We start from the raw sequence: 22,790 nt of genomic DNA on the forward strand, positions 1-22,790 counted from the left end.
GTAGTGATATCGATTACAGCCCTCGTGACATGCGAGGACTGGCTCCGGTTACCCGTTCGGGCGCCGCCCCCGGCGACGTGCTCGCCGTGTGCGGGCGGCTCGGGTGGGCGGCGGCCGGTCTGGCGGTGCTCGGACGTGGTTTCCGATCGCCGGTGGCGATCGTCGGCGCGCAGCAGGCGCCGGAGCCGCCCTACGGCGCCGGGCCGCAGGCGGCCGAGGCGGGGGCGTCGGCCATGCTCGACGTCTCCGACGGGCTGCTCAGTGACGTCGGCCACATCGCGGAAGCCTCGGGCGTGGCGATCGACATCCGCACCGATCTGCTCCCCGTGCACCAGCGGTTGATCGACGTCGGCTCGGCGCTCGGCGCGAACCCGCGGCACTGGGTGCTCACCGGCGGCGAGGACCACGCCCTGGCCGCCACCTTCCCCGAGCCGGCCGATGTGCCCGACGGCTGGGCCACCATCGGCACCGTGCGCCGCGGCGCGGGCGTGACCGTGGACGGCCGGCCGTACGAGGGCACCTCGGGCTGGGAGCACTGGCGTTGACCCGCGCCAGCGTCGGTAAGGGAAACTGAGCAAAGGAAACTTCCCGGTGGCCATTTACGCGTTGGGTGATCTCGTCCCGTCCGTCCACCCGGACGCCTATGTGCATCCGGACGCCACCGTGATCGGCTCGGTGACCATCGGCGCCGACTCCTCGGTGTGGCCGCACGCCGTGCTGCGCGGCGACTACGGGACGATCACCGTCGGCGAGCGCACCAGCATCCAGGACGGCACGGTGCTGCACTGCACCAAGTTCCACGCCACCACCATCGGCTCCGACTGCGTGGTCGGGCACAACGCACACGTGGAGGGGGCGACGGTCGGCGACCGCTGCCTGATCGCCTCGGGTTCGGTGGTGCTCAACGGTTCCGTGATCGGTGACGGCGCGGTGGTCGGCGCGGGCGCGGTGGTGTCGTTCAACGGAGTCGTGCCGCCGCGGGCGATGGCGCTGGGTGTGCCGGCGCGTGTCCGCGAGGGGCACGAGGTCCCCGAGGACATGACCAAGGGCATCGTCGAGCTTTATGTCGGCAACGCGCGGGCGTATCGCCACGGACTTCGCCGCCTCGACTAGTACCCTTCCGGGGGACACTGGAAAGGGGCGTTGTGGCCACCGCCGAGGACGACGCGTTACCAGATGAGCTGGTTCTGCCGGCCCGCTTCGATGCGCCACCGCCGATCACCCACTCCCGTGTGCCCCTGTGGTTACGCCTCGTCGGCGCGGCCGTTCTCGCCCTGGTGTCCGTGTGGCTGCCGTTGTGGCTGGTCCTGGTCGGGTCCGCCGTCGCCCTCGGCGTGACCGGCCTGTCCCTCATTCGCGGTGACAGCGCCCGCGAACCCCGTCGCAACGAGCTCATCTCCCTGGTGGCGCACCGCGAGCCGCAGCGCCGTGTGTACGCCCAGATGCGGTGGTACAGCCCGGGCGGCCGGGCGCTGCCGGAGATCTCCGTCGCCGCCGACCAGGGCGGCCATGTCGACCAGCTGTTCGGCGTGCCCGACGGCATCGACCTCGGGGCGCTGCGCGTGGACGGCGAGCCCGCGCCCGCGGTGCTGCTCGGTGACGTCGACCATGGCGGGCACTGCGTGCTCGTGCTCGACGGCGACGAGCAGGTGCTGCCGTTGTCTCTGCCGTACCAACCGAAGGGGCGCAAGTTCCTGCGCCCGCGACAGTTCGGCCACGTGTTCCAGGCGCCCGGTCCGACCGCGCCGGTGCTGGTCCCGCTGCGCATGCGGGGCAAGGCCGCCACGGCCACCAAGTGGTTGCAGGACGGTCCTGATTGGACGGACGTGCGGCTGCTGCCCGTCCGGGGCGACTGGACCCGAGTCGTGCTGGCCGATCCGGACGAGGGCACCCTGCTCGCGCACGCCCGGCTGCCGTGGTCCGCGCGCCGGCTGGCCACCCGTCCGCTGGCCGCGCTGGCCGCCGTGCGGCAGAAGTGGCGCATGGATCCCGACGCGCCCGGTGACGTCGAAATACTTCTTTACGGCGCAGATTGGCCGGCCGTTGTGCTCACGCGTGTGAGTGGTCGCCTGCGCTGACACTCCCGGTGCATGTGAGAGTCACTCGGTCGGACTAGGGTGGTGCCGATCGTGCGCGTTTTACCGTGGTTTCCGTTTGCCGCCCTTCTGATCGTGGAGCACGGTAAGTCCAATCGGTGTTCCACCTCACTCACATATTTTACTCAGGTTTTACGTTCGACTTTCCCGGGCTTCCCGACCAGGTCGGAGGCGCGGCGGTCGTTACTGCATAAGAGTGGCATTTGGCTACTGTGAGTGATGCTCACGTGGGATGTTTGCCCGATTGGACGCTGGCTGTCCCGATCCCGGGTCACTACCGTCAAGCTCGACGGTCAAGGTAATGTTCTCTTGACCTTCGCGGTTCGAATGCATCTCACTGTGGGGCAATGAGACGTCTTCGCTCATTCAAAGGGGTTTACGCATGACTTACGGCAGCGCTCTGCGCCGCGATGTGCAAAGCGACAGCATCACGCCGCTGATCGGCGTGTTCGACATGTTCTCCGCGTCGCTGTCCGCGCAACACTACGGCGGCATGTTCGTCTCCGGCTTCGGTTTCGCCGCGTCCTACTACGGGCTGCCGGACATCGGCTTCATCGCGTGGCCGGACATGGTCAACTTCGTGCAGCGGCTGCGGCTGGCCTTCCCCCAGCAGCACCTGCTCGTGGACATCGACGACGGCTACGTCGATCCCGAGGTCGCCTGCCACGTCGTGGAGAACCTGGAGCGCATCGGCGCCTCCGGCGTGATCCTGGAGGACCAGAAGCGGCCGCGCCGCTGCGGTCATGTCGACGGCAAGCAGATCCTCCCGCTTGAGGAGTATCTGGAGAAGCTCAACCTCGTGCTGGAGACCCGCAAGGACCTCGTGGTCGTCGCCCGCACCGACGCCACCGAGGAGTCCGAGATCCTGCGCCGCGCCGAGGCGCTGGCCCAGACCGATGCCGACGTGCTGCTGGTCGACGGCGTGCGCTCCGTCGACCGGATCCGCAAGGTGCGTGCCGTCATCGGCGACAAGCCCCTGCTGTTCAACCAGATCGCCGGCGGCAAGTCGCCGCGCCTGTCCCTCACCGAACTCGAGGACCTCGGCGTCAACGTCGCCATCTACTCCACGCCGTGCCTGTTCGCCGCGCACACCGCCATCGACAACGCCCTGCTGGAGCTGCGGGCCAACGACGGCCGCCTGCCCGAGGTCTCCGAGGGCGACGTCGGCGTCGCCGCCTCCATCGACCTGTTGGAGCGCAACATCTCCCGGCACCACCCCAAGCTGGACCGGCGCGATGTCACGGTTGCGGGTTGACCCCTACATCGTGGCGTTGCTGTTGACGGTGGCCGTCGCCTCGCTGCTCCCGGCGAGCGGGGCGGTGGCCACCGGCTTCGGCCACGCGACCACGATCGCCATCGGCCTGCTGTTCTTCCTCTACGGGGCCAGGCTTTCCACCCGTGAGGCGCTGGACGGCCTCAAGCACTGGCGGCTGCACGGCCTGGTCCTCACGGCCACCTTCGTGCTGTTTCCCCTGCTGGGCCTGCTCTGCAGGCTGCTCGTGCCGTGGGCGCTGCCCCCGGACCTGTGGGCCGGCCTGATGTTCCTGTGCTGCCTGCCCTCCACCGTCCAGTCCTCCATCGCCTTCACCTCCATCGCCCGCGGCAACGTCGCCGCCGCCATCTGCAGCGCCTCCTTCTCCAACCTCATCGGCATCGTGCTCACGCCGCTGCTGGTCACCGTTTTCCTGTTCACCAGCAGCGGCGGCATCTCCTTCGGTGCCGTGCGGGACATCATGATGCAGCTCTTGGCCCCCTTCGTCGCCGGGCAGCTGCTCCGCCGGTGGATCGGCGGCTTCCTCACCCGCCACAAGAAGATCCTCGGCTACGTCGACCGGGGCTCCATCCTCCTGGTCGTCTACGCCGCCTTCAGCGAGGGCGTGGTGGCCGGCATCTGGGGCCGTCTGTCCTGGCTGTCCCTGGTCGTGCTGCTGGCCGTCAACGCCGTCCTGTTGGCCGTCGTCATGCTCGCGACCACCTTCGCCGCCCGCCGGCTGCGCTTCTCCACCGAGGACGAGATCGCCATCGTCTTCTGCGGCTCCAAGAAGTCCCTCGCCAGCGGCCTGCCCATGGGCACGGTGCTCTTCCCCGCCGCCACCGTAGGCCTGGCCGTCCTGCCGCTGATGCTCTTCCACCAGCTGCAACTCATGGTGTGCGCCTGGCTCGCCCGACGGTACGGCGCCCGCAAGGAAGCCGTCGCGCTCGCCCGGGGTGCATGTGAGTGACTCACTTGGCTTCCAAGGCCATCTGAGCCACTCACGTGCTGTCCCGTCCGGCGCGAGACGGCTCAGAGGTTGTCGCGCGTGACTTCTTGCATCGTCCCGTCCGGTCCCATTCGAAACACCTGCGGAGACCCCATCATCTCGCGCAGCCGTGCGTAGTTGGCTTCCCGTGCGGCCTGCTCCTTCGGATCGGTCACTCGGAACCCGTGCAGCGGAACGCTCTCGGTGTCGATGTCGTGCGGGTCGGGGTAACCCTCGATGACGAAGCCGAACAGCGCCCGCAATGCCAGTTCGCCCAGCTCCAAGGGATGGAACGGCAACGGGTACGGCCCCCGGTCGGGCCAGCCCGGCGCGGGCTCGACGGGATGCTCGCCGGCCCAGTACGGCAACTCGAAGTCGAACGGCTCGCCGATGTTCTCCTGGATGCCGCTGTCCGGCGACAGGCTCAGCGAGCGAATCAGCGCGCCGTCCTCCCACACGGCGAAGCCGAGCCAGTCCACCACGGAGTGCATGCCGTGCATGATGATTCGCCGCCCCGCGCCCAGCTCGTGCAAGCGCTCCAGCAGCTCCGACGGCCGGTCGCGCACGAGCCTCCGGTCGCACAAGAGTCGCACCCCGGGCAGCGTGGTGGCGTAGGTGACGTCGTCCGGCGGGTACTCGTGCTCGAACAGCGAGCCCTCCCCGATGGACTCGGTCGAGTAGCCCGGAAACACCCGGCGCACCAGATCTTCGGCCGCTGCCTGCGTCGATCGTGCGCCGGTCGTCAACGCCGGACGGACATCCCCGTCGGCAAACGCCAGTAGCGCTGTCTTCGCGCCCACCCTGATCCTCCACGAAGTCAGATGGTCAAGTGGCCCGCACCGTATCCACGACCCCTGACAACGGCCGCCGCCCCGTCCGGGAGTGTCGGGGGTGCCGGATACAGTTCGCGGCATGGTTTCCCGTCCCTTGAACGAAGTTGTCGAAGCCGGCTGGGCGCAGGCGTTGGAGCCGGTCGCGGAGCGGATAGCCGCGATGGGGGAGTTCCTGCGCGCCGAGGTGGCGGCGGGGCGCACCTACCTGCCGGCGGGGGAGAACGTGCTGCGGGCGTTCAAGCAGCCGTTCGCGGACGTGCGGGTGCTGATCGTGGGGCAGGACCCGTATCCGACGCCGGGGCACGCGGTGGGGCTGAGCTTCTCGGTGGCGCCCGAGGTGCGGCCGGTGCCGCGCAGCCTGGCCAACATCTACACGGAGATGGAGTCGGACCTGGGCCTGCCGCGGCCGTCCAACGGGGATCTCTCGCCGTGGGCTGAGCAGGGAGTGCTGCTGCTCAACCGATCTCTGACGGTGGCGCCGGGACGGCCGAACTCGCACAAGGGCAAGGGCTGGGAGCAGGTCACGGAGCAGGCCATCCGCGCACTGCACGCCCGTCGCACCCCGCTGGTGGCAATCCTGTGGGGCAGCAACGCCCGCAGCCTGGCCCCGTTGCTGCAAGGGGTGCCGTGCATCGAGTCGGCGCACCCGAGTCCGATGTCGGCGGACCGGGGGTTCTTCGGCTCGAAGCCGTTCAGCCGGGCCAACGACCTGCTCACCCGCCAGGGCGCGCAGCCCATCGACTGGAAGTTGCCGTGATTGCCGAGGAACTGCTGAGGCTCGGGCTGACGAACAACGCGGTTGCGGGCTTCGTGGAGGGCAGCGTCTTCCAGGCTGGACAACTGACCATCAACGTCTACGGCTCGGCCTCGGAGTTCCCTTGGGCTGCGGCCCTCGTCGGTGTCATCGTGGGCGGCATCCTCATGTACATATGGATGTCCCGGACGGCACAGGTCTATCCGGAGCCCTGACGCTGTTTGGCCTGTTCCCGACACCCTTCCCTAAGCCTGGCGAGTGATCGACTCGGCTGGCCGGACGGCGCGCCGCGGCGCTGGGGCGCCTTGGCGTCGGGGCGGTGGTTTCGCTGCCGCAGTTCGAGGCTTGGCTGTGTCAGCGTGCGAATCGTTGCGGCAGCCGTGTTGATCACCGGCTGGCGGTATTGAGCCTGTCGGCTCGTACTGCGCCGGATCCGTAGGCGCTAGTGCTGGTGCTGGCCGCGGACCTCCAGGGAGGACAGGAGTTCGGCGGTGGCTGCGGCGACGGCGTCGACGGCCTTGGCGAAGGCCTCGGCGTTGTGGGCGGCGGGGGCGCGGAAGCCGGAGAGCTTGCGCACGTACTGGAGGGCGGCGGCGCGGACGTCGGCGTCGGTCACGTGGTCGGTGAACGGCGGGCGCAGGGTCTTGATGCTTCGGCACATGCGGCCATTGTGCGCGCGAACTCTGACTTATCACGTTTCGTGAACACAGTCAGAGCGGTTAGCGTGTTTCCGAATTGGCGCTCTGCATCGATCCTGGAGACATGCGCCGAATCGACCCCTACATCCTGGCCATCCTCGGCACGGTCGCGCTGGCCTCGCTGTTGCCGGCGCGTGGGCTGTGGGTGCCGGTGTTCGGCGAAGCGACGACGGTGGCGATCGGCCTGCTGTTCTTCCTGTACGGCATCCGCCTGTCGCCGCAGGACGCGCTCGCCGGCATCAGGCACTGGCGGCTGCACGGCATCGTGTTCGCCGCCACCTTCGTGCTGTTCCCGCTGCTCGGGCTGGGCCTGAGGGTGCTGGTGCCCGGCGTGATCTCGCCGGAGCTGTACATCGGCCTGCTCTACGTCTGCTGCCTGCCCTCGACCGTGCAGTCCTCGATCGCCTTCACGTCCATCGCCCGCGGCAACGTGTCGGCGGCGATCTGCGCGGCCTCGTTCTCCAACCTGGTGGGCATCGTGCTCACGCCGCTGCTGGTCGGCACGCTGCTCACCACCCGCGGCGGCGGCTTCTCCAGCCACGCACTGGTCGACATCACGCTCCAGCTGCTGCTGCCGTTCGTGCTCGGTCAGCTGGCCCGACGCTGGCTGGTCGGCTTCGTCACCCGGCACAAGTCGGTGCTGGGCCTGGTCGACCGCGGCTCGGTGCTGCTGGTCGTCTACACGGCGTTCAGCGAGGGCGTCGTCGCCGGCATCTGGGGCCAGCTGTCGATCACGAGCCTGCTCGCGCTGGTCGGCGTGAACATCGCGCTGCTGGGTGTGGTGCTCGCCGTCACCTGGTTCGGCCCGAAGCTGCTCGGCTTCTCCCGCGAGGACCGGATCACGATCATGTTCGCGGGCTCGAAGAAGTCGCTGGCCAGCGGCCTGCCCATGGCCAGTGTGCTGTTCCCGGCGGCCTCGGTCGGCCTGATCGTGCTGCCGCTGATGCTGTTCCACCAGATCCAGCTCATGGTCTGTGCCTGGCTGGCCCAGCGCTTCGCCCGGACTCCCGCGCCCAGCCCGGAACCAGCGCTCGTCGCCTGATCAGGACACAGTGAAGGGCCCCAGGGACGCAATCCCTGGGGCCCTTCGCAGATCTGAGTCTTGGCTTTTGAGATCAAGCACAGAGAATCGAGCACAGAGAAGGGGCCGTGTGAACGAAGTCCACACGGCCCCCACGGTCTCAGACAGCTCAGCCGCGGACGACCTTGCCGGCCTTCAGGCACGAGGTGCACACGTTGACCCGAGCACGCTGGCCGGGCGCGACCTTGGCGCGCACCGACTGGATGTTCGGGTTCCACCGGCGGTTGGTCCGGCGGTGCGAGTGCGAGACCGACATGCCGAAGCCCGGCCCCTTGCCGCAGACGTCGCAGACGGCAGCCATGTCAGACACTCCTTCAAGTAATTTCGGTCCTCAGGTGGCATCCGACTCCAGCGTTGCCACCGGTACGGACGCGCTGATCCGGACCAAGCACGGACCAGAGCAACCAGAACAGGGTAACCGGTGATCCGTCGGGGCTCCAAACCGGCCCCGCTACCCTCGCCGCGGAGGGCTGGGAGAGGAGGGGCCGGACGTGCTTCAGGCGCTGGACGCCGACGCGGTCCGCCGGTGGGCGGCGGCCGGGGTGCGCGCGCTGGACGCGGACCGCGAGGCCATCGACAGCATCAACGTCTACCCCGTCGCCGACGGCGACACCGGCACGAACCTGCTGCACACCATGCGGTCGGCGCTGGACGCCCTGGTCGGTGACCCGGCGGACGCGGTCGGCACGGCGGTGTCGGCGCTGGCCAAGGGGGCCGTGGCGGGCGCGCGGGGCAACTCGGGCGTGATCCTCTCGCAGGTGCTGCGCGGCCTGGCCGAAAGCTGGGAAGGCACTCGTACGGTCAGCGGCGCCGCCCTCAGGGGTGCCCTGCGCCGGGCCGACGAACTGGCCACGGCGGCCGTGGCCAAGCCGGTCGCCGGCACGGTGTTGTCCGTGCTCGCGGCCGCCGCCGACGCTGCCGAGGAATGCCCCTCCGACCTGCTGGACGACGTGGCGCGCGCCGCGGTGAAGGCCGCCACGCAAGCGCTTGCCGACACCCCGCGGCAGCTGGCCGTGCTGGCCGAGCGCGGCGTCGTCGACGCCGGTGGCCGGGGGCTGCTGCTGCTCCTGGACGCCCTGGCGATGGTGGTGTCCGAGCGCCTCGACAGTGACGTCGAACACGACTTGACACCGATAAGCGCACCCAGGACCGCCTTGGTCCACGAGAGCAGCGGCTTCGAGTACGAGGTGATGTACCTGCTCGACGGTCTCGCCGACGAGCAGGTGCTGCGCGAGCGGCTGGCCCGGCTCGGCGACAGCGTCGTGGTGGCCGGCGACGGTCACGGACTGTGGTCGGTCCACGTGCACTGCGACGACGTCGGCGCGGCGATCGAGGTCGGCGTCGAGAACGGGCGCCCGCATCGGATCACCGTCACCCGCTTCGCCGCGCAGCGGGCCCAGTTCGCGCGCGACCGGGCGGTGGTGGCCATCGTCGCCGGCGAGGACGCCGCCGAGCTGTTCCGGGCCGAGGGCGCCTCGGTGCTGATGCTCGCCGACGGCCGCGAACCGGCCGTCGGCGATCTGGTCGACGTGCTGGCCGAGACCGGCGCGGCCCAGGTCGTCGTGCTGCCCAACGACATCGGGTTGGCCGATCTCGTGTCCCAGGCGGCGGAACGGGACGGCCGCGACGTTGTTGTCGTGCCGACCGCTTCGCCGGTGCAGGGCCTCGCCGCGCTCGCCGTCCACGACCCGACGCGGCGTTCCGGCGACGACGTCGTCGCGATGGCCGAGGCCGCCGCGGCGACCAGGCGTGGCGAACTCGTGATCGCGCAACGGGAGGCCATCACCTGGGTCGGCCGCTGCCAGCCCGGCGACGCGCTGGGCATGATCGACGGCGAGGTCGTCCTCATCGAGCCCTCGCCCGCCGATCTGGTCGCCGCCGCCTGCCGCCTGGTGGACCGGATGCTGGACGGCGGGGGCGAGCTGGTGACCGTTTTCGCCGGTACGGACGCTCCGGCGGGCCTCGACGAGGAACTGGGTCGGCACCTGCGGCTGAGCCATCCCGAGGCGGAGCTGACCGGATACGCCGGCGGCCAGCCCGGCACGGTCGCGCTCATCGGCGTCGAATAGTCCCTTGTGGACGGTTCTCTTCGGATCGTCCACAGTGGATTCATCCGGTGACGACGCGATCACCGTGAGCGACCGTCACGGTCGCCCGCGCACGCATCGTCGCCACCGCCTCACGACCCGTTGCGGCGCTGCCTCGACCCCTTGGGTGTCCGGCAGCTGACGCCTCGGTTGCGGTCGGGGCGCGTTGATTGACACATCAGTCAGGTGTCGGGTCAACTGTGCGGTACCTGCATATCCGCACGTCACCAGCGAGGAGGTGGCCCGGTGCGTGAACCCTACCTTCAGGTCACCTGGACCGATCCCGTGACCGGCTGCCACGGCTATCTCGTGATCGACCGGCTGGTGCGTGGCGTGAGCAGTGGCGGACTGCGGATGCGCGCGGGCTGCACCTTGGACGAGGTTCGCGGCCTGGCCGCCGGCATGTCCGTGCGTGAGGCGCTGAACTACGACCCCGCCGGCCGCTACATCCCGTTGGGTGGCGCGAAAGGCGGCATCGACTGGGATCCGTACGACCCTCGGGCCACCGAGGTGCTGCGCCGTTACCTGACCGCGATGCGGCCGTACGTCGAGCAGTTCTGGACCATGGGCGAGGATCTCGGCCTGCGACAGTCCACGATCGACAAGGCGCTGGCCGAACTCGGCTTCTCCTCGTCGATCCAGGCCGTGTACCCCCTGCTCGACGACGAGCGGGCCGCGCGGGCCCGGCTGCGCAAGGCTTCCCAGGTGCGGGTCGGCGGCCTGCGGCTCAAGGAGCTCGTCGGCGGCTGCGGCGTGGCCGAGGCCGCCCTCACCGGCCTGGACCGGCTGGGCCTGCCCGTCCAGGACGTGCGCGCCTTCGTCCAGGGCTTCGGCGCCATCGGCGGCTCCACCGCGCGGTTCCTGTCCGAGGCCGGGGTGAAGGTCGTCGGCATCGCCGACGTGAAGGGCATCGTGGCCAACGAGAACGGTCTCGACGTCGAGCGCCTGCTGCGCGGGCGCGACGCCCACGGCACCGTCGACCGCGACGACCTCGCTCCCGGCGACCACCTCCTGCCCGGCGAGAAGTGGCTCGACGTCGAGGCCGAGGTCCTCGTGCCGGCCGCCGTGTCCTACGCCGTCGACGAGCGCAACGTCGACCAGGTCCGGGCCCGCGTCGTCGTCGAGGCCGCCAACATGCCCGTCCTGCCCGAGGCCGAGCGCCGCCTCGTGCACCGCGGCACCCTCGTCATCCCCGACGTCGTCGCCAACTCGGCCAGCGGCAGCTGGTGGTGGTGGACCCTCTTCGGCGACGTCCAGCCCAACTCCGACAGCGCCTTCACCAAGATCCGCTCCACCATGCGCCGCCTGGTCACCGCCGTCCTCGACGAGGCCGACCACGCCGCCGTCACCCCCCGCGCCGCCGCCGCCCGCATCGCCGACCTGGCCGTCCGCGACATAGACGCCAAGTTCGGCTCCGCGGCGTGAGCGCTCACCAACCTCGGGCGAAGGTCAACAGCTCGTCGACCACTGCCTGCGGGGCGTTGTCGTACAGCTGGCCGATGGCGGCGAAGGGCGCGATGACCCGGCCCCAGGCGTAAAGCCGGTCGCCGTCCAGGCCGCAGGCCGCCGCGATCTGCTCGCAGCGAACGGCGATGCCTTCGTGCCCGGCCCCGGCCACGACGTAGTCGACGGCGTCGTAACAGGGATCGCCCACGCACGCCTTGGGATCGATGGCCACCAAGCCGCGCGGGCCGCCGTCGAGGGCATTGCCCAGGTGCAGATCGCCGTGCAGCAACACCCGCCGGTCCTGAGTGTCCAGCAGCGCCTGGCACCGGCCCTGCGCCCGCTGCCAGACGTCGGTGCTGACATGGGGGCTGATCAGCGGGTCGGAAAGTCGGCGACCGACCCGGACGAAGGATTCGTCGCACCGGCCCTGAAGGTCCCATCGCCACGTTTCCGGCGCCGCCACGCCGTGCAGGGCGGTGACGAGTGCGCCCCATCGTTCGGGCAGGGTGTCGAGCGGCAGCTGCTCGGCCTCGGTGCCGGGCACGATCTCCTCCAGGACCATGGCTCCCAGCGCCGGATCGGCGGCCAGCACGGCCGGCACCCGACCCGATTCGGCGAACAGACCCAGCATCTCGACCTGCCGGCCGAGCAGCGCGTGATCCGGGCTGAGTTTGAGCACCGCGGGCGTGCCGTCCGGCCATTCACACCGCAACACCACCGACGAGGCCCCGCCGGCGAACGTCTCGCCCAGCCGCATTCCCCACCGTGCGGCCAACTGCTCGGCGAGGGCGGGAATCGCGTCGACCCAGGCATCGACCTCGGGACCGAATCGAGCCCTCAGCCATACGGTCACGTCCGGTGTCACTCCACGACGTTAGCGGACGGCCGGCGGGCCAGGACGGTGTCGACGAAGGCCAGGCAGGTGGCGCGCATGCGGCCGGCGGTGAGGGAGTGGGAGCCGGCGAGGACCTGGACGGCGAGGCCGTCGATCATGCCGACGAGCATGTTGGCCAGGACGAAGGGGTCGCCGTCGGCGAGCTGGCCGCGGGACTGGCCGTCGCGGACGACGGCGGCGACGATGCGGCGCCAGTCGCCGTAGAGGCGCTCGTTGAGCTCACGCAGGCGGGGGGAGCGGGGGCTCTCGGCCCACAACTCGACCCAGACCTTCCAGGCCTCGATGGTCTCGGGCGTGCCGGGCACGTAGGAGTCGACGATCTGGCGCAGGCGGGTGAGGGAGTCGGCCCGGGAGTCGAGCAGCCAGCGGCGGCGCTCCAGGGACCGCTCGTAGCAGTCCTCGAAGGCGGCCTGGGCGAGGTCCTGTTTGGTGTCGAAGTAGTAGTGCACGGTGCCGCCGGAGACGCCGGCCAGCCGGGCGACGTCGGAGATGCGCAGGTTGCGCAGCCCGCTCTCGGCGATGACCTGGCAGGTGGCGCGCAGGATCTGGGCCCGCCGCTCGGCCTCGACGCTGGGGCGGGGCATGGGGCAGCTCCTAGGCAAGGGCTCGCAGGGGCGGCCAGATTAGCGGTGTCAGGGGCACGGGGTTGAATAGCACCCGATGACTGCCATCGACGACTCCCTCGAACCGCTGCTGGGCAAGAAGACCGCAGTGGCCCTGGCCGACGGACTGGGCCTGCGCACGGTCGGCGACCTGCTGCGGCACTACCCACGCCGGTACGACGAGCGCGGCCAGCTGACCTCCATCGCCAGCCTGGAGCTGAACGAGCACGTCACGGTGCTGGCCGACGTGGCCAAGATGACGAAAAAGCCGATGCGGGCCCGGCGGGGCACGATGACCGAGGTGATCGTCACCGACGGCACGCGGCCGCTGAGCCTGGTCTTCTTCAGCCAGAAGATCGCCAACCTGAGCAAGCTGGTGCCGGGGGCCCGCGGCCTGTTCGCGGGCAAGGTCAGCAAGTTCAACAAGACGATGCAGCTGGCCCACCCGGAGTTCCAGCTGCTCGACGGCGAAGGCGAGGACGGCGAGCAGGCGATCGCGTCCTTCGCCCGCAAGCTGATCCCGGTCTACCCGGCGGTCCACGGCGTGCCGACCTGGAGCATCGCCCGCTGCGTGGAGCAGGTCCTGAGCATGTGGGACGGCGTGGTCGACCCGCTGCCGGGCGACCTGATCAAGCGGTACGCCCTGCTCGACCTGATGTCGGCGCTGAAGCTGATCCATCTCCCGGACACCCAGGAGGCGATCGACGAGGCCAAGCGCCGCCTGCGGTGGGACGAGGCGCTGTCGATCCAGCTCGCGCTGGCGCAGCGGCGGAAGTCGGCGGCGGCCCGGCCGGCGAAGCCCAGCGCGCGGCGCACGGGTGGCCTGCTGGACGCGTTCGACGAGCGGCTGCCGTTCACGCTGACCAACGGCCAGCGCGAGATCGGCGAAGTGCTGGCCGAGGAACTCGGCGGCACGCACCCGATGAACCGGCTGCTGCAGGGTGAGGTGGGCTCGGGCAAGACGCTCGTGGCGCTGCGCGGCATGCTCCAGGTGGTGGACGCGGGCAAGCAGGCGGCGATGCTGGCGCCGACGGAAGTCCTTGCGGCGCAACATGCCCGCTCGCTGCGTGAGATGCTCGGCGACCTGGCGACGGCCGGCGAGCTGGGCGCGCCGGAGCAGGCGACCCGGATCGTGCTGCTGACGGGGTCGATGAACACCGCTCAGCGGCGGCAGGCGATGTTGGACATCGCCTCCGGCGCGGCCGGCATCGTGGTCGGCACGCACGCGCTGATTCAGGACAAGGTGTCGTTCGCGGAACTGGGGTTCGTCGTCGTCGACGAGCAGCACCGGTTCGGCGTCGAGCAGCGGGACGCCCTGCGCGGCAAGTCCGGCGAGGGCGTCAGCCCGCATGTGCTGGTCATGACGGCGACGCCGATTCCGCGCACGGTGGCCATGACCGTGTACGGCGACCTTGAGGTGTCGGCGCTGCGTGAACTGCCGCAGGGCCGGTCCCCGATCACCAGCTCCGTGGTGCCGGTGGCGGAGCGGCCGGAGTGGCTGCGGCGGGCGTGGGAACGCATCCGCGAGGAGGTCGAGGCCGGGCACCAGGCCTACGTGGTGTGCCCGCGCATCGGCGACGACGAGGACGCCGAACCCAAGGAACCCAAGGGCGGCAACAGCGACCAGCGGCCGCCGCTCGCGGTCACCGACGTGCTGCCCAGGCTCACCGGCGGTCCGCTCAAGGGGCTGCGGGTCGAGATGCTGCACGGCAGGATGCCGCCGGAGGACAAGGACGCCGTGATGCGGGCCTTTGCCGCCAACGACGTCAAGGTCCTGGTGGCCACCACGGTGATCGAGGTCGGTGTCAACGTGCCGAACGCGACCGTCATGGTGATCATGGACGCGGACCGGTTCGGCGTCAGCCAGCTCCACCAGCTGCGCGGCCGCGTCGGCCGGGGCAGCGCCCCCGGCCTGTGCCTGCTGGTCTCCGAGGTGCCGGCCGGCAGCTCCACCATGCAGCGGCTGCAGGCCGTCGCCGACACCCTCGACGGTTTCGAGCTGGCCCAGATGGACCTGGAGCTGCGCCGCGAGGGCGACATCCTCGGCGCGGCCCAGTCCGGCGTGAAGTCCGGCCTGAAGATGCTGTCCCTGCTGGACGATCTCGACGTGATCGAGGAGGCCCGCGCCGAGGCCCAGCGGGTCGTCGGCGAGGACCCCGACCTGGTCGAGCATCCCGGCCTCGCGCAGATGGTGCGGGAGGTCGTCGATGCCTCCCGCGCGGAGTTCCTGGAGAAGAGCTAGCTGTGCGCGGCCAGGTGGTAGAGGGCGGAAGCGCCGGGGCGCAGGGACACGGAGATGCCGCCCGGGTCGCGTTGAGCGGTGACAGTGCGGGAGCGGGTGTCGAACTGGGACACCCGGGCCACGGCCGATGACCGGAGCTTGACGGTGGCCTTGGCGGCGGCGCGGTTGGAGCGGTTGGCCACGAACAGCCAGCGGTCGCCGGCCTTGTCGACGAAGCGGCTGAGCACGACGGCGTCGCCGGAGGCCTCGGTGACGTAGTTGTCGGGGCCGAAGCGGGCGCTGCGGGCCGGCGTCGCGGTCTCGTTGGCGTGCGTGACCGACTCCGAGGTCATGGCCCGCAGCTGGCTGCCGATGCCGGCGAGGATGCTGGAGTTGATGTCCTGCACGTCGTAGTAGTGCTGGGTGCGCCGGCCGAGGGCGTCGATCATGGCGGGCTGGAAGTTGCCGCCGCGCTCGGGCGAGGGCGTCCAGTACGGGAAGTACTGAAGTCCCTTGGCGCCGTAGGCCAGGCTGGTGTTGACCTGCCACGCGATGTCGTCGTAGCTGGGGGAGCGGTGCCCGTCGAAGCCGCAGGTCTGCACGTAGCCCCAGGCGGGCTTGCCGACCTGGTTGGCCACGGCCCGGACGTCGGCCCAGTTGCTGACGAAGCCGGGGTCGGTGGAGCCGTCGGCCATCATGGGATACCGGTCGAACGACAGCATCTGCGCGTTGGTCTGGTTCACGTAGTCGACGAGCGTGGCCTGGTAGCCGGGGCCGGAGCCGGGCGGCAGGTTGCTGTAGCGCAGGTAGTACGGGTTGGCCGAGCGCAGGGCGTTGACCACGGCGTTGAGGTTGCCGTACGTCCAGGGCTCGGTGTCCTCCAGCAGCGAGAAGCCGGCGAAGGACGGGTGCGAGGCGTAGACGCCGAAGGCGCGGGCGGCCATGGCGGCGGCGTCGGCGGTGCTGACCGACATCGGCACCGAGCGATCGTCGGTGATGGTGAACCAGCGCGCGAGGTTGGCGATGTCGTGGTCGTCGCGCACGATCATGTGCATGCCGCCGACGGCGTCGGCCATCCCGAGGGCGCGGGAGACGATGTAGCCGTCGTCCAGGTAGTTGCCGGTGATGAAGAAGTTGAGGCCGGCGTTTTTCATCTCCTGGATCCGGGCCTGCGTGATCTGGTACGGCGGCGGCGGCCAGATCGCGCCGGCCGGGAACTGGTCGCCGTACAGGATCGGGGTCTGGGTGATGACCCGGCCCGGAGGGTGCGGCGGCCCGCTGGGCAGCGGCGGCGGGCTGGCGAACGCGACGCCGGTTCCGGCGGCGACCGCCGGCAGTGTCACCGCGAGGGCGCCGGCAGTGCGCAGCGCGCCGCGCCGGGTGATGCCCGACGGGTCCGATGAAGTGGCCATGTGGTGCTCCCTCCAGCGGCCGACAGGCCGATGTTAAGAGCTGATGACCTTGAAAAGTGATCTCCGCCTCACCGTTCGTGGAAAAAAGACCCGAACGAGTGGTTTGCTTGACGGAATTGACGGGTATACCCGTCGTTTTTCTCGCTGTTGCCAACGGTTTCAGCGGCCGAAGCCGGCCACCACGGTGTCCACGAGTAGACGATGACTCTCCCCGAGGTCCTCCGCCAGTTGAAAACCGCCGGAGATCTCCAGCGAGGCGAAGCCGTGCATGGCGGCCCGCACGCACCGGGTGGCGTGGATCGCCGCCGAGCCCTCCAGCCCGTATCCGCGCAGCACGGCCAGGATCACCTCGATCGCGCGGTCGCCGGCCCTGGCCAGCGCCGGGTCCGACCGGGGCTGCTGCGGCAGCGCGGCGTACCGGTTGGGGTGGGTGACGGCGTAGCCGTGGTAGGCGTTCATCAAGGCCCGCAACGCGTCGTCGGCGCTGCGGCCGAGCACGGCTCGCGCCAGCTCGTCCCCCAGCTCGGTGATCACCCGCAGCTGCACCAGCGTCCGCAGTGCGTCCAAGCTGGACACGTGCTTGTACAGCGACGGAGTGGCGACGCCGGTCCGGCTGGCCACGGCGGCCAGGCTCAGCGCGTCCGGGCCGTCGGCGTCGATCACGGCGACGGCGGCGTCGACGACGGCGTCGGGGGACAGGCCGACCCGGGGCATGTCAGACCTCCTTGAGGAAAGCGGTGATCGCGGCGGCGGTGGTGTCGGGAGTGTCGGTCATCGCGTAGTGCCCGGAGCCGTCGACCATCTCCACGGTGGCCGGGCCGCCAAGGGTGTCGGCGATCCAGCGCGCCTCGGCGGCCGGATCCGGGAAGTCGGAGTCCTTGGTGCCCATGACAACCAACGCCGGGCAGGTCACCCGAGGCACCCTCGCGGCAGTGTCCGCGCGGGACCCGCCCATCATCGCGGCCAGCGCGGCGAGGTGCCCGGGCTGGCGCAGGGAGGCCTTCAACGAGGCGACGTAGGCGTCGAAGTCGGCGGGCTTCCGGGTCGGGTACAGCGTCTTGTAGTAGGCGCCCCACAGCACGGCGCTGCGGGCGACCATCTTGGCGAGCAGGCCCATGACTGGGTTCATCTTGGCGTCCCGCACGAACGCGCCGAGCAGCACCACGCCGCGGACGCGCTCCGGGGCCTCGGTGGCCAGCCAGACGGCCGAGGCGCCGGCGTAGGAGTGGCCGAGCACGACGGCGGGCCGGCCGAGGTGGCGCAGCAGGGCCAGGGCGTCCGCGCCGACGGCCTCGGGCGAGTAGTCGGTGAACTCGGCGGAGGACTCGCCGCAGCCCCGTATGTCGGTGGTCACGACCCGGTATCCGGCCGCCGTCAGCAGCGGCGTCAGCAGCCGGTAGGACCGGCGCGTCTCGCCCAGTCCGTGCAGGCAGAGCACGAGTTGGCCGTCCTCGGGGCCGGTCTCGTCGTACGCGATCCGTCCGCCGTTCACGTCGAGGTACCTGGTGTTCATCGTCGCCTCCTGGCTAACTGGTGTAGCTAAAAAGCTAATGGCATTAGCTTACGGTGTCAAGGGGCAGACTGGCCGCGTGCGCGACTTCGATGTGCTGGTGCTGGGGTCCGGCCCCGGCGGACAGAAGGCCGCCATCGCGACGGCCAAGCTGGGCAAGAGGGCCGCGGTCGTGGAGCGGCGGGACATGGTGGGCGGGGTGTGCATCCAGACCGGCACGATCCCGTCCAAGACACTGCGGGAGGCGGTCCTCTACCTGACCGGACTCAACCAGCGCGAGATGTACGGCGCGAGCTACCAGGTCAAGGAGGACATCACCGTCTCCGACCTGCTGGCCCGCACCAACCACGTGATCGGCCGCGAGGTGGAGGTGATCCGCAGCCAGCTCACCCGCAACCACGTGGCGATGCTGCCGGGCATGGGGCACTTCGTGGACGAGCACACCGTAGAGGTGGTCGACGGCAGCGGCCGCGAGCTCACGGTGACCGCCGACAAGATCGTGATCGCCACCGGCACCGCGCCGGCCCGACCGGCCACAGTGGAGTTCGACGGCAAGACCATCATCGACTCGGACGGCATCCTGGCCCTGGAGCGGGTGCCGCAGTCGATGATCGTGGTCGGCGCCGGCGTGATCGGCATCGAGTACGCGTCCATGTTCGCGGCCCTGGGCACCAAGGTCACCGTCGTCGAGCAGCGCGAGCGGATGCTGGAGTTCTGCGACGGCGAGGTCGTCGAGGCGCTCAAGTACCACCTGCGGGACCTGGCCGTCACCTTCCGGTTCCGCGAGACGGTGGCCGCGGTCGAGCGGCACGAGCGCGGCGCCATCGCCGTGCTGGAGAGCGGCAAGAAGATCCCGGCCGAGGTGGTCATGTACTCGGCCGGCCGGCAGGGCATGACCGAGACGCTCCAGCTGGACAAGGCCGGGCTGCAGGCCGACAAGCGCGGCCGGATCGAGGTCGACGAGTACTTCCGCACCTCGGTGCCGCACATCTACGCGGTCGGCGACGTGATCGGCTTCCCCGCGCTGGCCGCGACCTCGATGGAGCAGGGCCGGCTGGCGGCGTACCACGCGTGCGGCGAGACCGTGCAGGCCATGTCCACGCTGCAGCCGATCGGGATCTACACCATCCCGGAGATCAGCTTCATCGGACGGACCGAGGACCAGCTGACCAACGACCGCATCCCGTTCGAGATCGGCGTGTCCCGCTACCGGGAGCTGGCCCGCGGCCAGATCATCGGCGACTCCTACGGCGTGCTGAAGCTGTTGGTGTCGCCGGAGGACCGGTCCATCCTCGGCGTGCACGTGTTCGGCACCGGCGCCACCGAGCTGATCCACATCGGACAGGCGGTGATGGGCTGCGGCGGCACCGTCGACTACCTGGTCGACGCCGTCTTCAACTACCCCACCCTGGCCGAGTCCTACAAGGTGGCGGCCCTGGACGCCATGAACAAGATCCGCCAGATCGAACGCCTGTCGAGCTGACCCCCGTTGTGCAGGGAAGGACGCCTTACCCTCGTTGAACGCGGGTAAGGCGTCCTTCCCTGCATGGGGGTTACTTCACTTGACCGAGTCGTTGTAGTCCTTGATGGGCTGGGTCAGGGAGGCGGCGGCGTCGGTGAGGGCCTGCTTGGGGTCCTTGCCCTGGAGCACCGCGGCCTGCATGGCGTTCTCCGCGGCCTTGCGGACCTGGGGCATCACGCCGAACAGGCAGCCCTGGGTCGCGGTCGTCAGCTTCGTGTGCTGCAGCTGCGTGATGGCCGTCTGGAACTGCGGCTTGGACGCCACCCACTGCTTGTCCACGTCGGTGTCCAGCGCGGCCTTGCTGACCGGGAAGTAGCCGGTCGAGGTGTGCCAGGTGGCCTGCGAGTCCTTGCTCTCCAGGAACTTCACGAACTCCCAGGACGCCCGCTTGTGGGCGTCGTCCTTGCCCTTGCCGACGATCCACAGCGAGGCGCCGCCGATGATCGGGCCGCCGGAGTCGGAGGCGTTGATCTTCGGGTAGAAGCCGGTGCCGACCTGGAAGCCGGCCTTGGTGAAGTCGCCCAGCGAGCCGGTGGACTCCAGCGTGATGGCGTCCTTGCCGGCGACGAAGGCGGAGTCGCCGTTCTTGGTGTCGCTGTCCAGCTTCAGGGCCAGGCCCTGGTCGACCATGGACTTCCACCAGGTCAGCAGCTTCACGTTGTTGTCCGACGCGAAGTTGGCGGCGGTGGCGCGGCCGCTGCGGCCGTTGTCCGGGTTGCAGTACGAGGCGTTGGCCACCGCGGTCCACTGCTCCAGGAACCAGCCGTAGAGCGAGGCGCCGAAGCCGTACTGGGTGGTGTTGCCGCTGCCGTCCTTGACGGTGAGCTTCTCGGCGTCGGCCTTGATCTCGTCCAGCGTGGTCGGCGGCTTGTTGGGGTCGAGGCCGGCCTTGGTGAACGCGTCCTTGTTGATGTACAGCAGCGGCATCGAGGTGTTGAACGGCATCGAGTACAGCTTGCCGCCGATCGAGTAGTAGCCGGCGATGTTGGGCTGGATGCCGGACACGTCGTAGGAGTCGACGTCGATGAACGACTGCGCCGGCACCGTGGCCTTGGAGTCGATCATGAACTGGGTGCCGACGTCGTACACCTGGAGCAGGTCGGGCAGCTCGCCGCCCTTGAGCGAGTTCTTGTACGCCGACAGCGTGTCGTCGTAGTTGTTCTTGAAGGCCAGGGTCACCTTGACCTTGCCCTGGTTGGCCGCGTTGAACTGGTCGGTGAGCTTCTTGAGCGTCTCGCCGTTGGTGCCGGTCATCGCGTGCCAGAACGTGATGTCGGTTTCGCCCTTGCCGTCCAGCGCGTTGGCGGCCGGCGCGGACAGGGCGTCGCCGCCGGCCCCGGACCCGCCGGAGCTCGCGGCCGAGCTGCACGCGGTGACGGCGGTGGCGGCCGCGACGGCGACGGCCACCAGCCCCAGCTTGGTTCGCCCGAGAGGAGTGGGCACAGCAGTTCTCCCTAGGTAGGTCACTTCACGGCTCCGGCGGTGAAGCCGCGGACCAGCCAGCGCTGGCCGAACAGCACGAGCAGCAGGGTCGGCAGCAGCGTGATCGTGATGCCGGCCAGCAACAGGCCGGGATCGGCGCTGTCGTTGCTGCGCAAGGCGAACACCGCGGTCTGCAGGGTGTTCAGCGAGTTGTTGGTGGACGAGATGATCAGGGGCCAGAAGTACATGTTCCAGCCCTGCAGGAACGACCAGACGGCCAGCGCGGCGATGGCCGGCCGGCAGCCCGGAAGCAGGATCGTGAACAGGAAGCGGAAGTGCCCGCAGCCGTCGATGGTGGCGGCGTCGCGCAGCTCGCCCGGGAACTGCCGGAAGGCCTGCCGCAGCAGGAACACGCCGAACCCGTTGGCCAGGAACGGCAGCACCAGCGCGAAGCGGCTGTCGCCGATGCCGAGGCTGCGCACGAACAGCGCGTTGGGCACCACGATCGCCTCGTACGGAACCATGATCGTGGCCATGAACAGCCAGAACAGCGGGGTCCGCAGCGGCGTGCGCAGGAACACCAGCGCGTAGGCGGCCAGGCACGAGGTGGCCAGGTGCGCGATCATGATCACCAGGCCCACGAACAGCGAGTTGCCGAACGCCGGTAGCAGCGGCACCACGGTCTGCCGCAGCGCGCCGAGATAGCTGTCCACCGTGTAGTGCCCGAGCAGGTTGGGCGGCTGGCGCAGCAGGTCGATCGACGGCAGGAAGCCGCCGAGCACCGTCAGCAGGATCGGGAACAGCAGCACGACCGCCGCCACGATCAGCCAGACATAGGTCAGCGTGCTGGTGACACGCCCCGGACTGTTCAACCGGCTCACCGGTAGTGCACCCGCCTCTCGATGACGCCGAACTGCACGGCGGCCAGCAGCACGCCGACGACCAGCAGGACGAGGCCCTGCGCGCTGGCCAGGCCGTAGTTGCTGTTGTTGTTGTGGAAGGCCTGGTTGAAGATCGAGTAGACCAGCGTGCTGGTCGCCCCGTTCGGCCCGCCGTCGGTCATCACCTGCGGCTGGCCCAGGCTCTGCAGGGCGGTCAGCGTGGTCGTGACGATCACGAAGAACAGGCTCGGCGAGATCATCGGCAGCACGATGCCGGTGAAGTGGCGGACGCCGGAGGCGCCGTCGATGCGGGCCGCCTCCAGCACCTGCTCGTCCAGGCCGGCCAGACCGGCGGCGAGCACCAGCAGGTTGAAGCCGGACACCATCCACACGGTCACGCCCGCGACCGTGACCAGCGCCCAGCCCGAGTCGGTGGTCCAGCCCGGCGCGGTCACGCCGACCAGCTGGAGCAGCCAGTTCACCGGGGACATGGCCGGGTTGAGCATGAGCAGCCACACCACCGACGCCGCCGAGGCCGAGTAGGCGAACGGCAGCGTGAACAGGGTGCGGAAGACCCGCATGCCCGGCAGTCGCTGGCTCAGCGGCACGGCCAGCGCCATCGGCAGCACCACGCCGGCGACCACCACCATCAGGGTGAAGCCGGCCGTGCGGGCCAGCACCGCGCCGAAGTCGGGCGTGAACAGCTCCTCGAAGTGCTGCAGGCCGACGAAGCGGGTGGGGTTGCCGAGGATGTCGCTGCCCATGGTGGCCAGGTACACCGCCTGGAACAGCGGGAAGATCACGAAGGCGCCGAGTCCGACGACCGCGGGGGCCAGGAACAGCACGGTGAGCGACACTTCCCGCGGGTTCCAGCGGTTGATGACTGAGGGTGACACAGGTGCGGAGTCTGTGAGGGTCACTGGGCCGTCCGGGGGACCTTCGGTGAACTCCGCATTGCCGACTGTCGACAGAACGTCGACGTCACGCTCGGTCGAGGGGTCATCACGGGACATGGCCGCAGGCTAGGCGACCGCGGGTGACCGTGCTCACTCCCGGCCCGCCTTGAGAGCCATCCGTTATGTCCATCACG

The 22,790-nt window shown here is 69.8% G+C and carries 22 protein-coding genes and 1 pseudogene; 12 read left to right on the forward strand and 11 right to left on the reverse strand.

Going from position 1 to position 22,790, the window contains the following annotated elements:
* From KUTG_RS34050 to KUTG_RS34070, 5 genes and pseudogenes are all read left to right on the forward strand, one after another.
* Positions 1-545 (forward strand): annotated as a pseudogene (locus KUTG_RS34050) (thiamine-monophosphate kinase); the annotation flags it as partial.
* A gap of 46 nt (positions 546-591) precedes the next feature.
* Complete coding sequence (locus KUTG_RS34055) at positions 592-1,113, forward strand: gamma carbonic anhydrase family protein (RefSeq protein ID WP_043722707.1); 522 nt, start codon at positions 592-594, stop codon at positions 1,111-1,113.
* 32 nt (positions 1,114-1,145) lie between these two features.
* Positions 1,146-2,078 (forward strand): hypothetical protein, encoded by a 933-nt coding sequence (locus KUTG_RS34060; RefSeq protein WP_043722710.1) that lies wholly within the window; start codon positions 1,146-1,148, stop codon positions 2,076-2,078.
* Positions 2,079-2,478: 400 nt separating this feature from the next.
* Positions 2,479-3,351, forward strand: coding sequence for an isocitrate lyase/PEP mutase family protein (locus KUTG_RS34065; protein ID WP_043722712.1), 873 nt, complete (start codon positions 2,479-2,481; stop codon positions 3,349-3,351).
* Positions 3,332-4,318, forward strand: a complete 987-nt coding sequence (locus KUTG_RS34070; protein WP_043722715.1) for a bile acid:sodium symporter family protein — start codon at positions 3,332-3,334, stop codon at positions 4,316-4,318. The genes KUTG_RS34065 and KUTG_RS34070 overlap by 20 nt, the downstream gene beginning before the upstream one ends.
* 62 nt (positions 4,319-4,380) lie before the next feature.
* Here the strand turns inward: KUTG_RS34070 and KUTG_RS34075 are convergent, their stop codons facing one another.
* Complete coding sequence (locus KUTG_RS34075; RefSeq protein ID WP_043722717.1) at positions 4,381-5,136, reverse strand: DUF6928 family protein; 756 nt, start codon at positions 5,134-5,136, stop codon at positions 4,381-4,383.
* 112 nt (positions 5,137-5,248) lie between these two features.
* Between KUTG_RS34075 and KUTG_RS34080 the strand changes: the two genes are divergently transcribed.
* Together KUTG_RS34080 and KUTG_RS34085 are read left to right on the forward strand one after the other, a co-directional pair.
* Entirely contained in the window at positions 5,249-5,926 is a 678-nt protein-coding gene (locus KUTG_RS34080) for a uracil-DNA glycosylase (protein ID WP_043722719.1), read from the forward strand.
* Positions 5,923-6,138 (forward strand): hypothetical protein, encoded by a 216-nt coding sequence (locus tag KUTG_RS34085; RefSeq protein ID WP_043722720.1) that lies wholly within the window; start codon positions 5,923-5,925, stop codon positions 6,136-6,138. Before KUTG_RS34080 ends, KUTG_RS34085 begins: the two co-directional genes overlap by 4 nt.
* A 227-nt stretch (positions 6,139-6,365) precedes the next feature.
* Here the strand turns inward: KUTG_RS34085 and KUTG_RS34090 are convergent, their stop codons facing one another.
* The gene (locus KUTG_RS34090; RefSeq protein WP_043722723.1) at positions 6,366-6,584 is read right to left on the reverse strand and encodes a DUF2277 family protein; all 219 of its coding nucleotides are present in this window, start codon (positions 6,582-6,584) and stop codon (positions 6,366-6,368) included.
* Between the two features lie 101 nt (positions 6,585-6,685).
* Between KUTG_RS34090 and KUTG_RS34095 the strand changes: the two genes are divergently transcribed.
* A complete protein-coding gene (locus KUTG_RS34095) occupies positions 6,686-7,663 on the forward strand; it encodes a bile acid:sodium symporter family protein (RefSeq protein WP_043722726.1) in 978 nt (325 codons plus the stop codon).
* A gap of 148 nt (positions 7,664-7,811) precedes the next feature.
* On the opposite strand, the gene rpmB is transcribed toward KUTG_RS34095, so the two are convergent.
* Positions 7,812-8,003: a 50S ribosomal protein L28 gene (rpmB, locus tag KUTG_RS34100; protein ID WP_043722728.1), complete on the reverse strand. Its 192-nt coding sequence runs from the start codon at positions 8,001-8,003 to the stop codon at positions 7,812-7,814.
* A gap of 190 nt (positions 8,004-8,193) precedes the next feature.
* Here rpmB and KUTG_RS34105 point away from each other — a divergent pair, with 190 nt between their 5' ends.
* Positions 8,194-9,771, forward strand: coding sequence for a DAK2 domain-containing protein (locus KUTG_RS34105; protein WP_043722730.1), 1,578 nt, complete (start codon positions 8,194-8,196; stop codon positions 9,769-9,771).
* A gap of 264 nt (positions 9,772-10,035) precedes the next feature.
* The gene (locus KUTG_RS34110; RefSeq protein ID WP_043722732.1) at positions 10,036-11,214 is read left to right on the forward strand and encodes a Glu/Leu/Phe/Val dehydrogenase dimerization domain-containing protein; all 1,179 of its coding nucleotides are present in this window, start codon (positions 10,036-10,038) and stop codon (positions 11,212-11,214) included.
* A 4-nt stretch (positions 11,215-11,218) separates the two neighbouring features.
* Here KUTG_RS34110 and KUTG_RS34115 read toward each other — a convergent pair whose 3' ends face one another.
* Together KUTG_RS34115 and KUTG_RS34120 are read right to left on the reverse strand one after the other, a co-directional pair.
* Complete coding sequence (locus tag KUTG_RS34115; RefSeq protein WP_232241106.1) at positions 11,219-12,088, reverse strand: aminoglycoside phosphotransferase family protein; 870 nt, start codon at positions 12,086-12,088, stop codon at positions 11,219-11,221.
* 8 nt (positions 12,089-12,096) lie between these two features.
* Positions 12,097-12,714, reverse strand: a complete 618-nt coding sequence (locus tag KUTG_RS34120) for a TetR/AcrR family transcriptional regulator (protein WP_043722735.1) — start codon at positions 12,712-12,714, stop codon at positions 12,097-12,099.
* Positions 12,715-12,790: 76 nt separating this feature from the next.
* Here KUTG_RS34120 and recG point away from each other — a divergent pair, with 76 nt between their 5' ends.
* The gene (gene recG, locus KUTG_RS34125) at positions 12,791-14,974 is read left to right on the forward strand and encodes an ATP-dependent DNA helicase RecG (RefSeq protein WP_043722736.1); all 2,184 of its coding nucleotides are present in this window, start codon (positions 12,791-12,793) and stop codon (positions 14,972-14,974) included.
* Here the strand turns inward: recG and KUTG_RS34130 are convergent.
* From KUTG_RS34130 to KUTG_RS34140, 3 genes are all read right to left on the reverse strand, one after another.
* Positions 14,971-16,365, reverse strand: coding sequence for a hypothetical protein (locus KUTG_RS34130; protein ID WP_052395714.1), 1,395 nt, complete (start codon positions 16,363-16,365; stop codon positions 14,971-14,973). The two genes, recG and KUTG_RS34130, sit on opposite strands and share 4 nt — an antisense overlap.
* A 159-nt stretch (positions 16,366-16,524) precedes the next feature.
* The gene (locus KUTG_RS34135) at positions 16,525-17,079 is read right to left on the reverse strand and encodes a TetR-like C-terminal domain-containing protein (RefSeq protein WP_043722738.1); all 555 of its coding nucleotides are present in this window, start codon (positions 17,077-17,079) and stop codon (positions 16,525-16,527) included.
* Position 17,080: 1 nt separating this feature from the next.
* Positions 17,081-17,878, reverse strand: a complete 798-nt coding sequence (locus KUTG_RS34140) for an alpha/beta fold hydrolase (RefSeq protein ID WP_043722739.1) — start codon at positions 17,876-17,878, stop codon at positions 17,081-17,083.
* Between the two features lie 76 nt (positions 17,879-17,954).
* Between KUTG_RS34140 and sthA the strand changes: the two genes are divergently transcribed.
* A complete protein-coding gene (sthA, locus tag KUTG_RS34145) occupies positions 17,955-19,358 on the forward strand; it encodes a Si-specific NAD(P)(+) transhydrogenase (protein ID WP_043722742.1) in 1,404 nt (467 codons plus the stop codon).
* Positions 19,359-19,433: 75 nt separating this feature from the next.
* On the opposite strand, the gene KUTG_RS34150 is transcribed toward sthA, so the two are convergent.
* The 3 genes from KUTG_RS34150 to KUTG_RS34160 are packed head-to-tail and all read right to left on the reverse strand — an operon-like array spanning position 19,434 to position 22,596.
* Positions 19,434-20,840, reverse strand: coding sequence for an ABC transporter substrate-binding protein (locus KUTG_RS34150; protein ID WP_157494934.1), 1,407 nt, complete (start codon positions 20,838-20,840; stop codon positions 19,434-19,436).
* 20 nt (positions 20,841-20,860) lie between these two features.
* Positions 20,861-21,700 (reverse strand): carbohydrate ABC transporter permease, encoded by an 840-nt coding sequence (locus KUTG_RS34155; RefSeq protein ID WP_043722743.1) that lies wholly within the window; start codon positions 21,698-21,700, stop codon positions 20,861-20,863.
* Entirely contained in the window at positions 21,697-22,596 is a 900-nt protein-coding gene (locus KUTG_RS34160) for a carbohydrate ABC transporter permease (RefSeq protein ID WP_052396745.1), read from the reverse strand. Before KUTG_RS34160 ends, KUTG_RS34155 begins: the two co-directional genes overlap by 4 nt.
* Between the last annotated feature and the right edge of the window lie 194 nt (positions 22,597-22,790).

Origin of the sequence: Kutzneria sp. 744, assembly GCF_000568255.1 — a bacterium.
Taxonomy (GTDB): domain Bacteria; phylum Actinomycetota; class Actinomycetes; order Mycobacteriales; family Pseudonocardiaceae; genus Kutzneria.

Excerpts from the sequence above, each read along its gene's own strand:
- KUTG_RS34120 (WP_043722735.1), bottom strand. The coding sequence starts at position 12,714 with ATGCCCCGCCCCAGCGTCGAGGCCGAGCGGCGGGCCCAGATCCTGCGC.
- KUTG_RS34090 (WP_043722723.1), bottom strand. The coding sequence starts at position 6,584 with ATGTGCCGAAGCATCAAGACCCTGCGCCCGCCGTTCACCGACCACGTG.
- KUTG_RS34065 (WP_043722712.1), top strand. The coding sequence starts at position 2,479 with ATGACTTACGGCAGCGCTCTGCGCCGCGATGTGCAAAGCGACAGCATC.
- KUTG_RS34140 (WP_043722739.1), bottom strand. The coding sequence starts at position 17,878 with ATGAACACCAGGTACCTCGACGTGAACGGCGGACGGATCGCGTACGAC.
- KUTG_RS34080 (WP_043722719.1), top strand. The coding sequence starts at position 5,249 with ATGGTTTCCCGTCCCTTGAACGAAGTTGTCGAAGCCGGCTGGGCGCAG.
- KUTG_RS34095 (WP_043722726.1), top strand. The coding sequence starts at position 6,686 with ATGCGCCGAATCGACCCCTACATCCTGGCCATCCTCGGCACGGTCGCG.
- rpmB (WP_043722728.1), bottom strand. The coding sequence starts at position 8,003 with ATGGCTGCCGTCTGCGACGTCTGCGGCAAGGGGCCGGGCTTCGGCATG.
- KUTG_RS34135 (WP_043722738.1), bottom strand. The coding sequence starts at position 17,079 with ATGCCCCGGGTCGGCCTGTCCCCCGACGCCGTCGTCGACGCCGCCGTC.
- recG (WP_043722736.1), top strand. The coding sequence starts at position 12,791 with ATGACTGCCATCGACGACTCCCTCGAACCGCTGCTGGGCAAGAAGACC.
- KUTG_RS34070 (WP_043722715.1), top strand. The coding sequence starts at position 3,332 with ATGTCACGGTTGCGGGTTGACCCCTACATCGTGGCGTTGCTGTTGACG.
- KUTG_RS34130 (WP_052395714.1), bottom strand. The coding sequence starts at position 16,365 with ATGGCCACTTCATCGGACCCGTCGGGCATCACCCGGCGCGGCGCGCTG.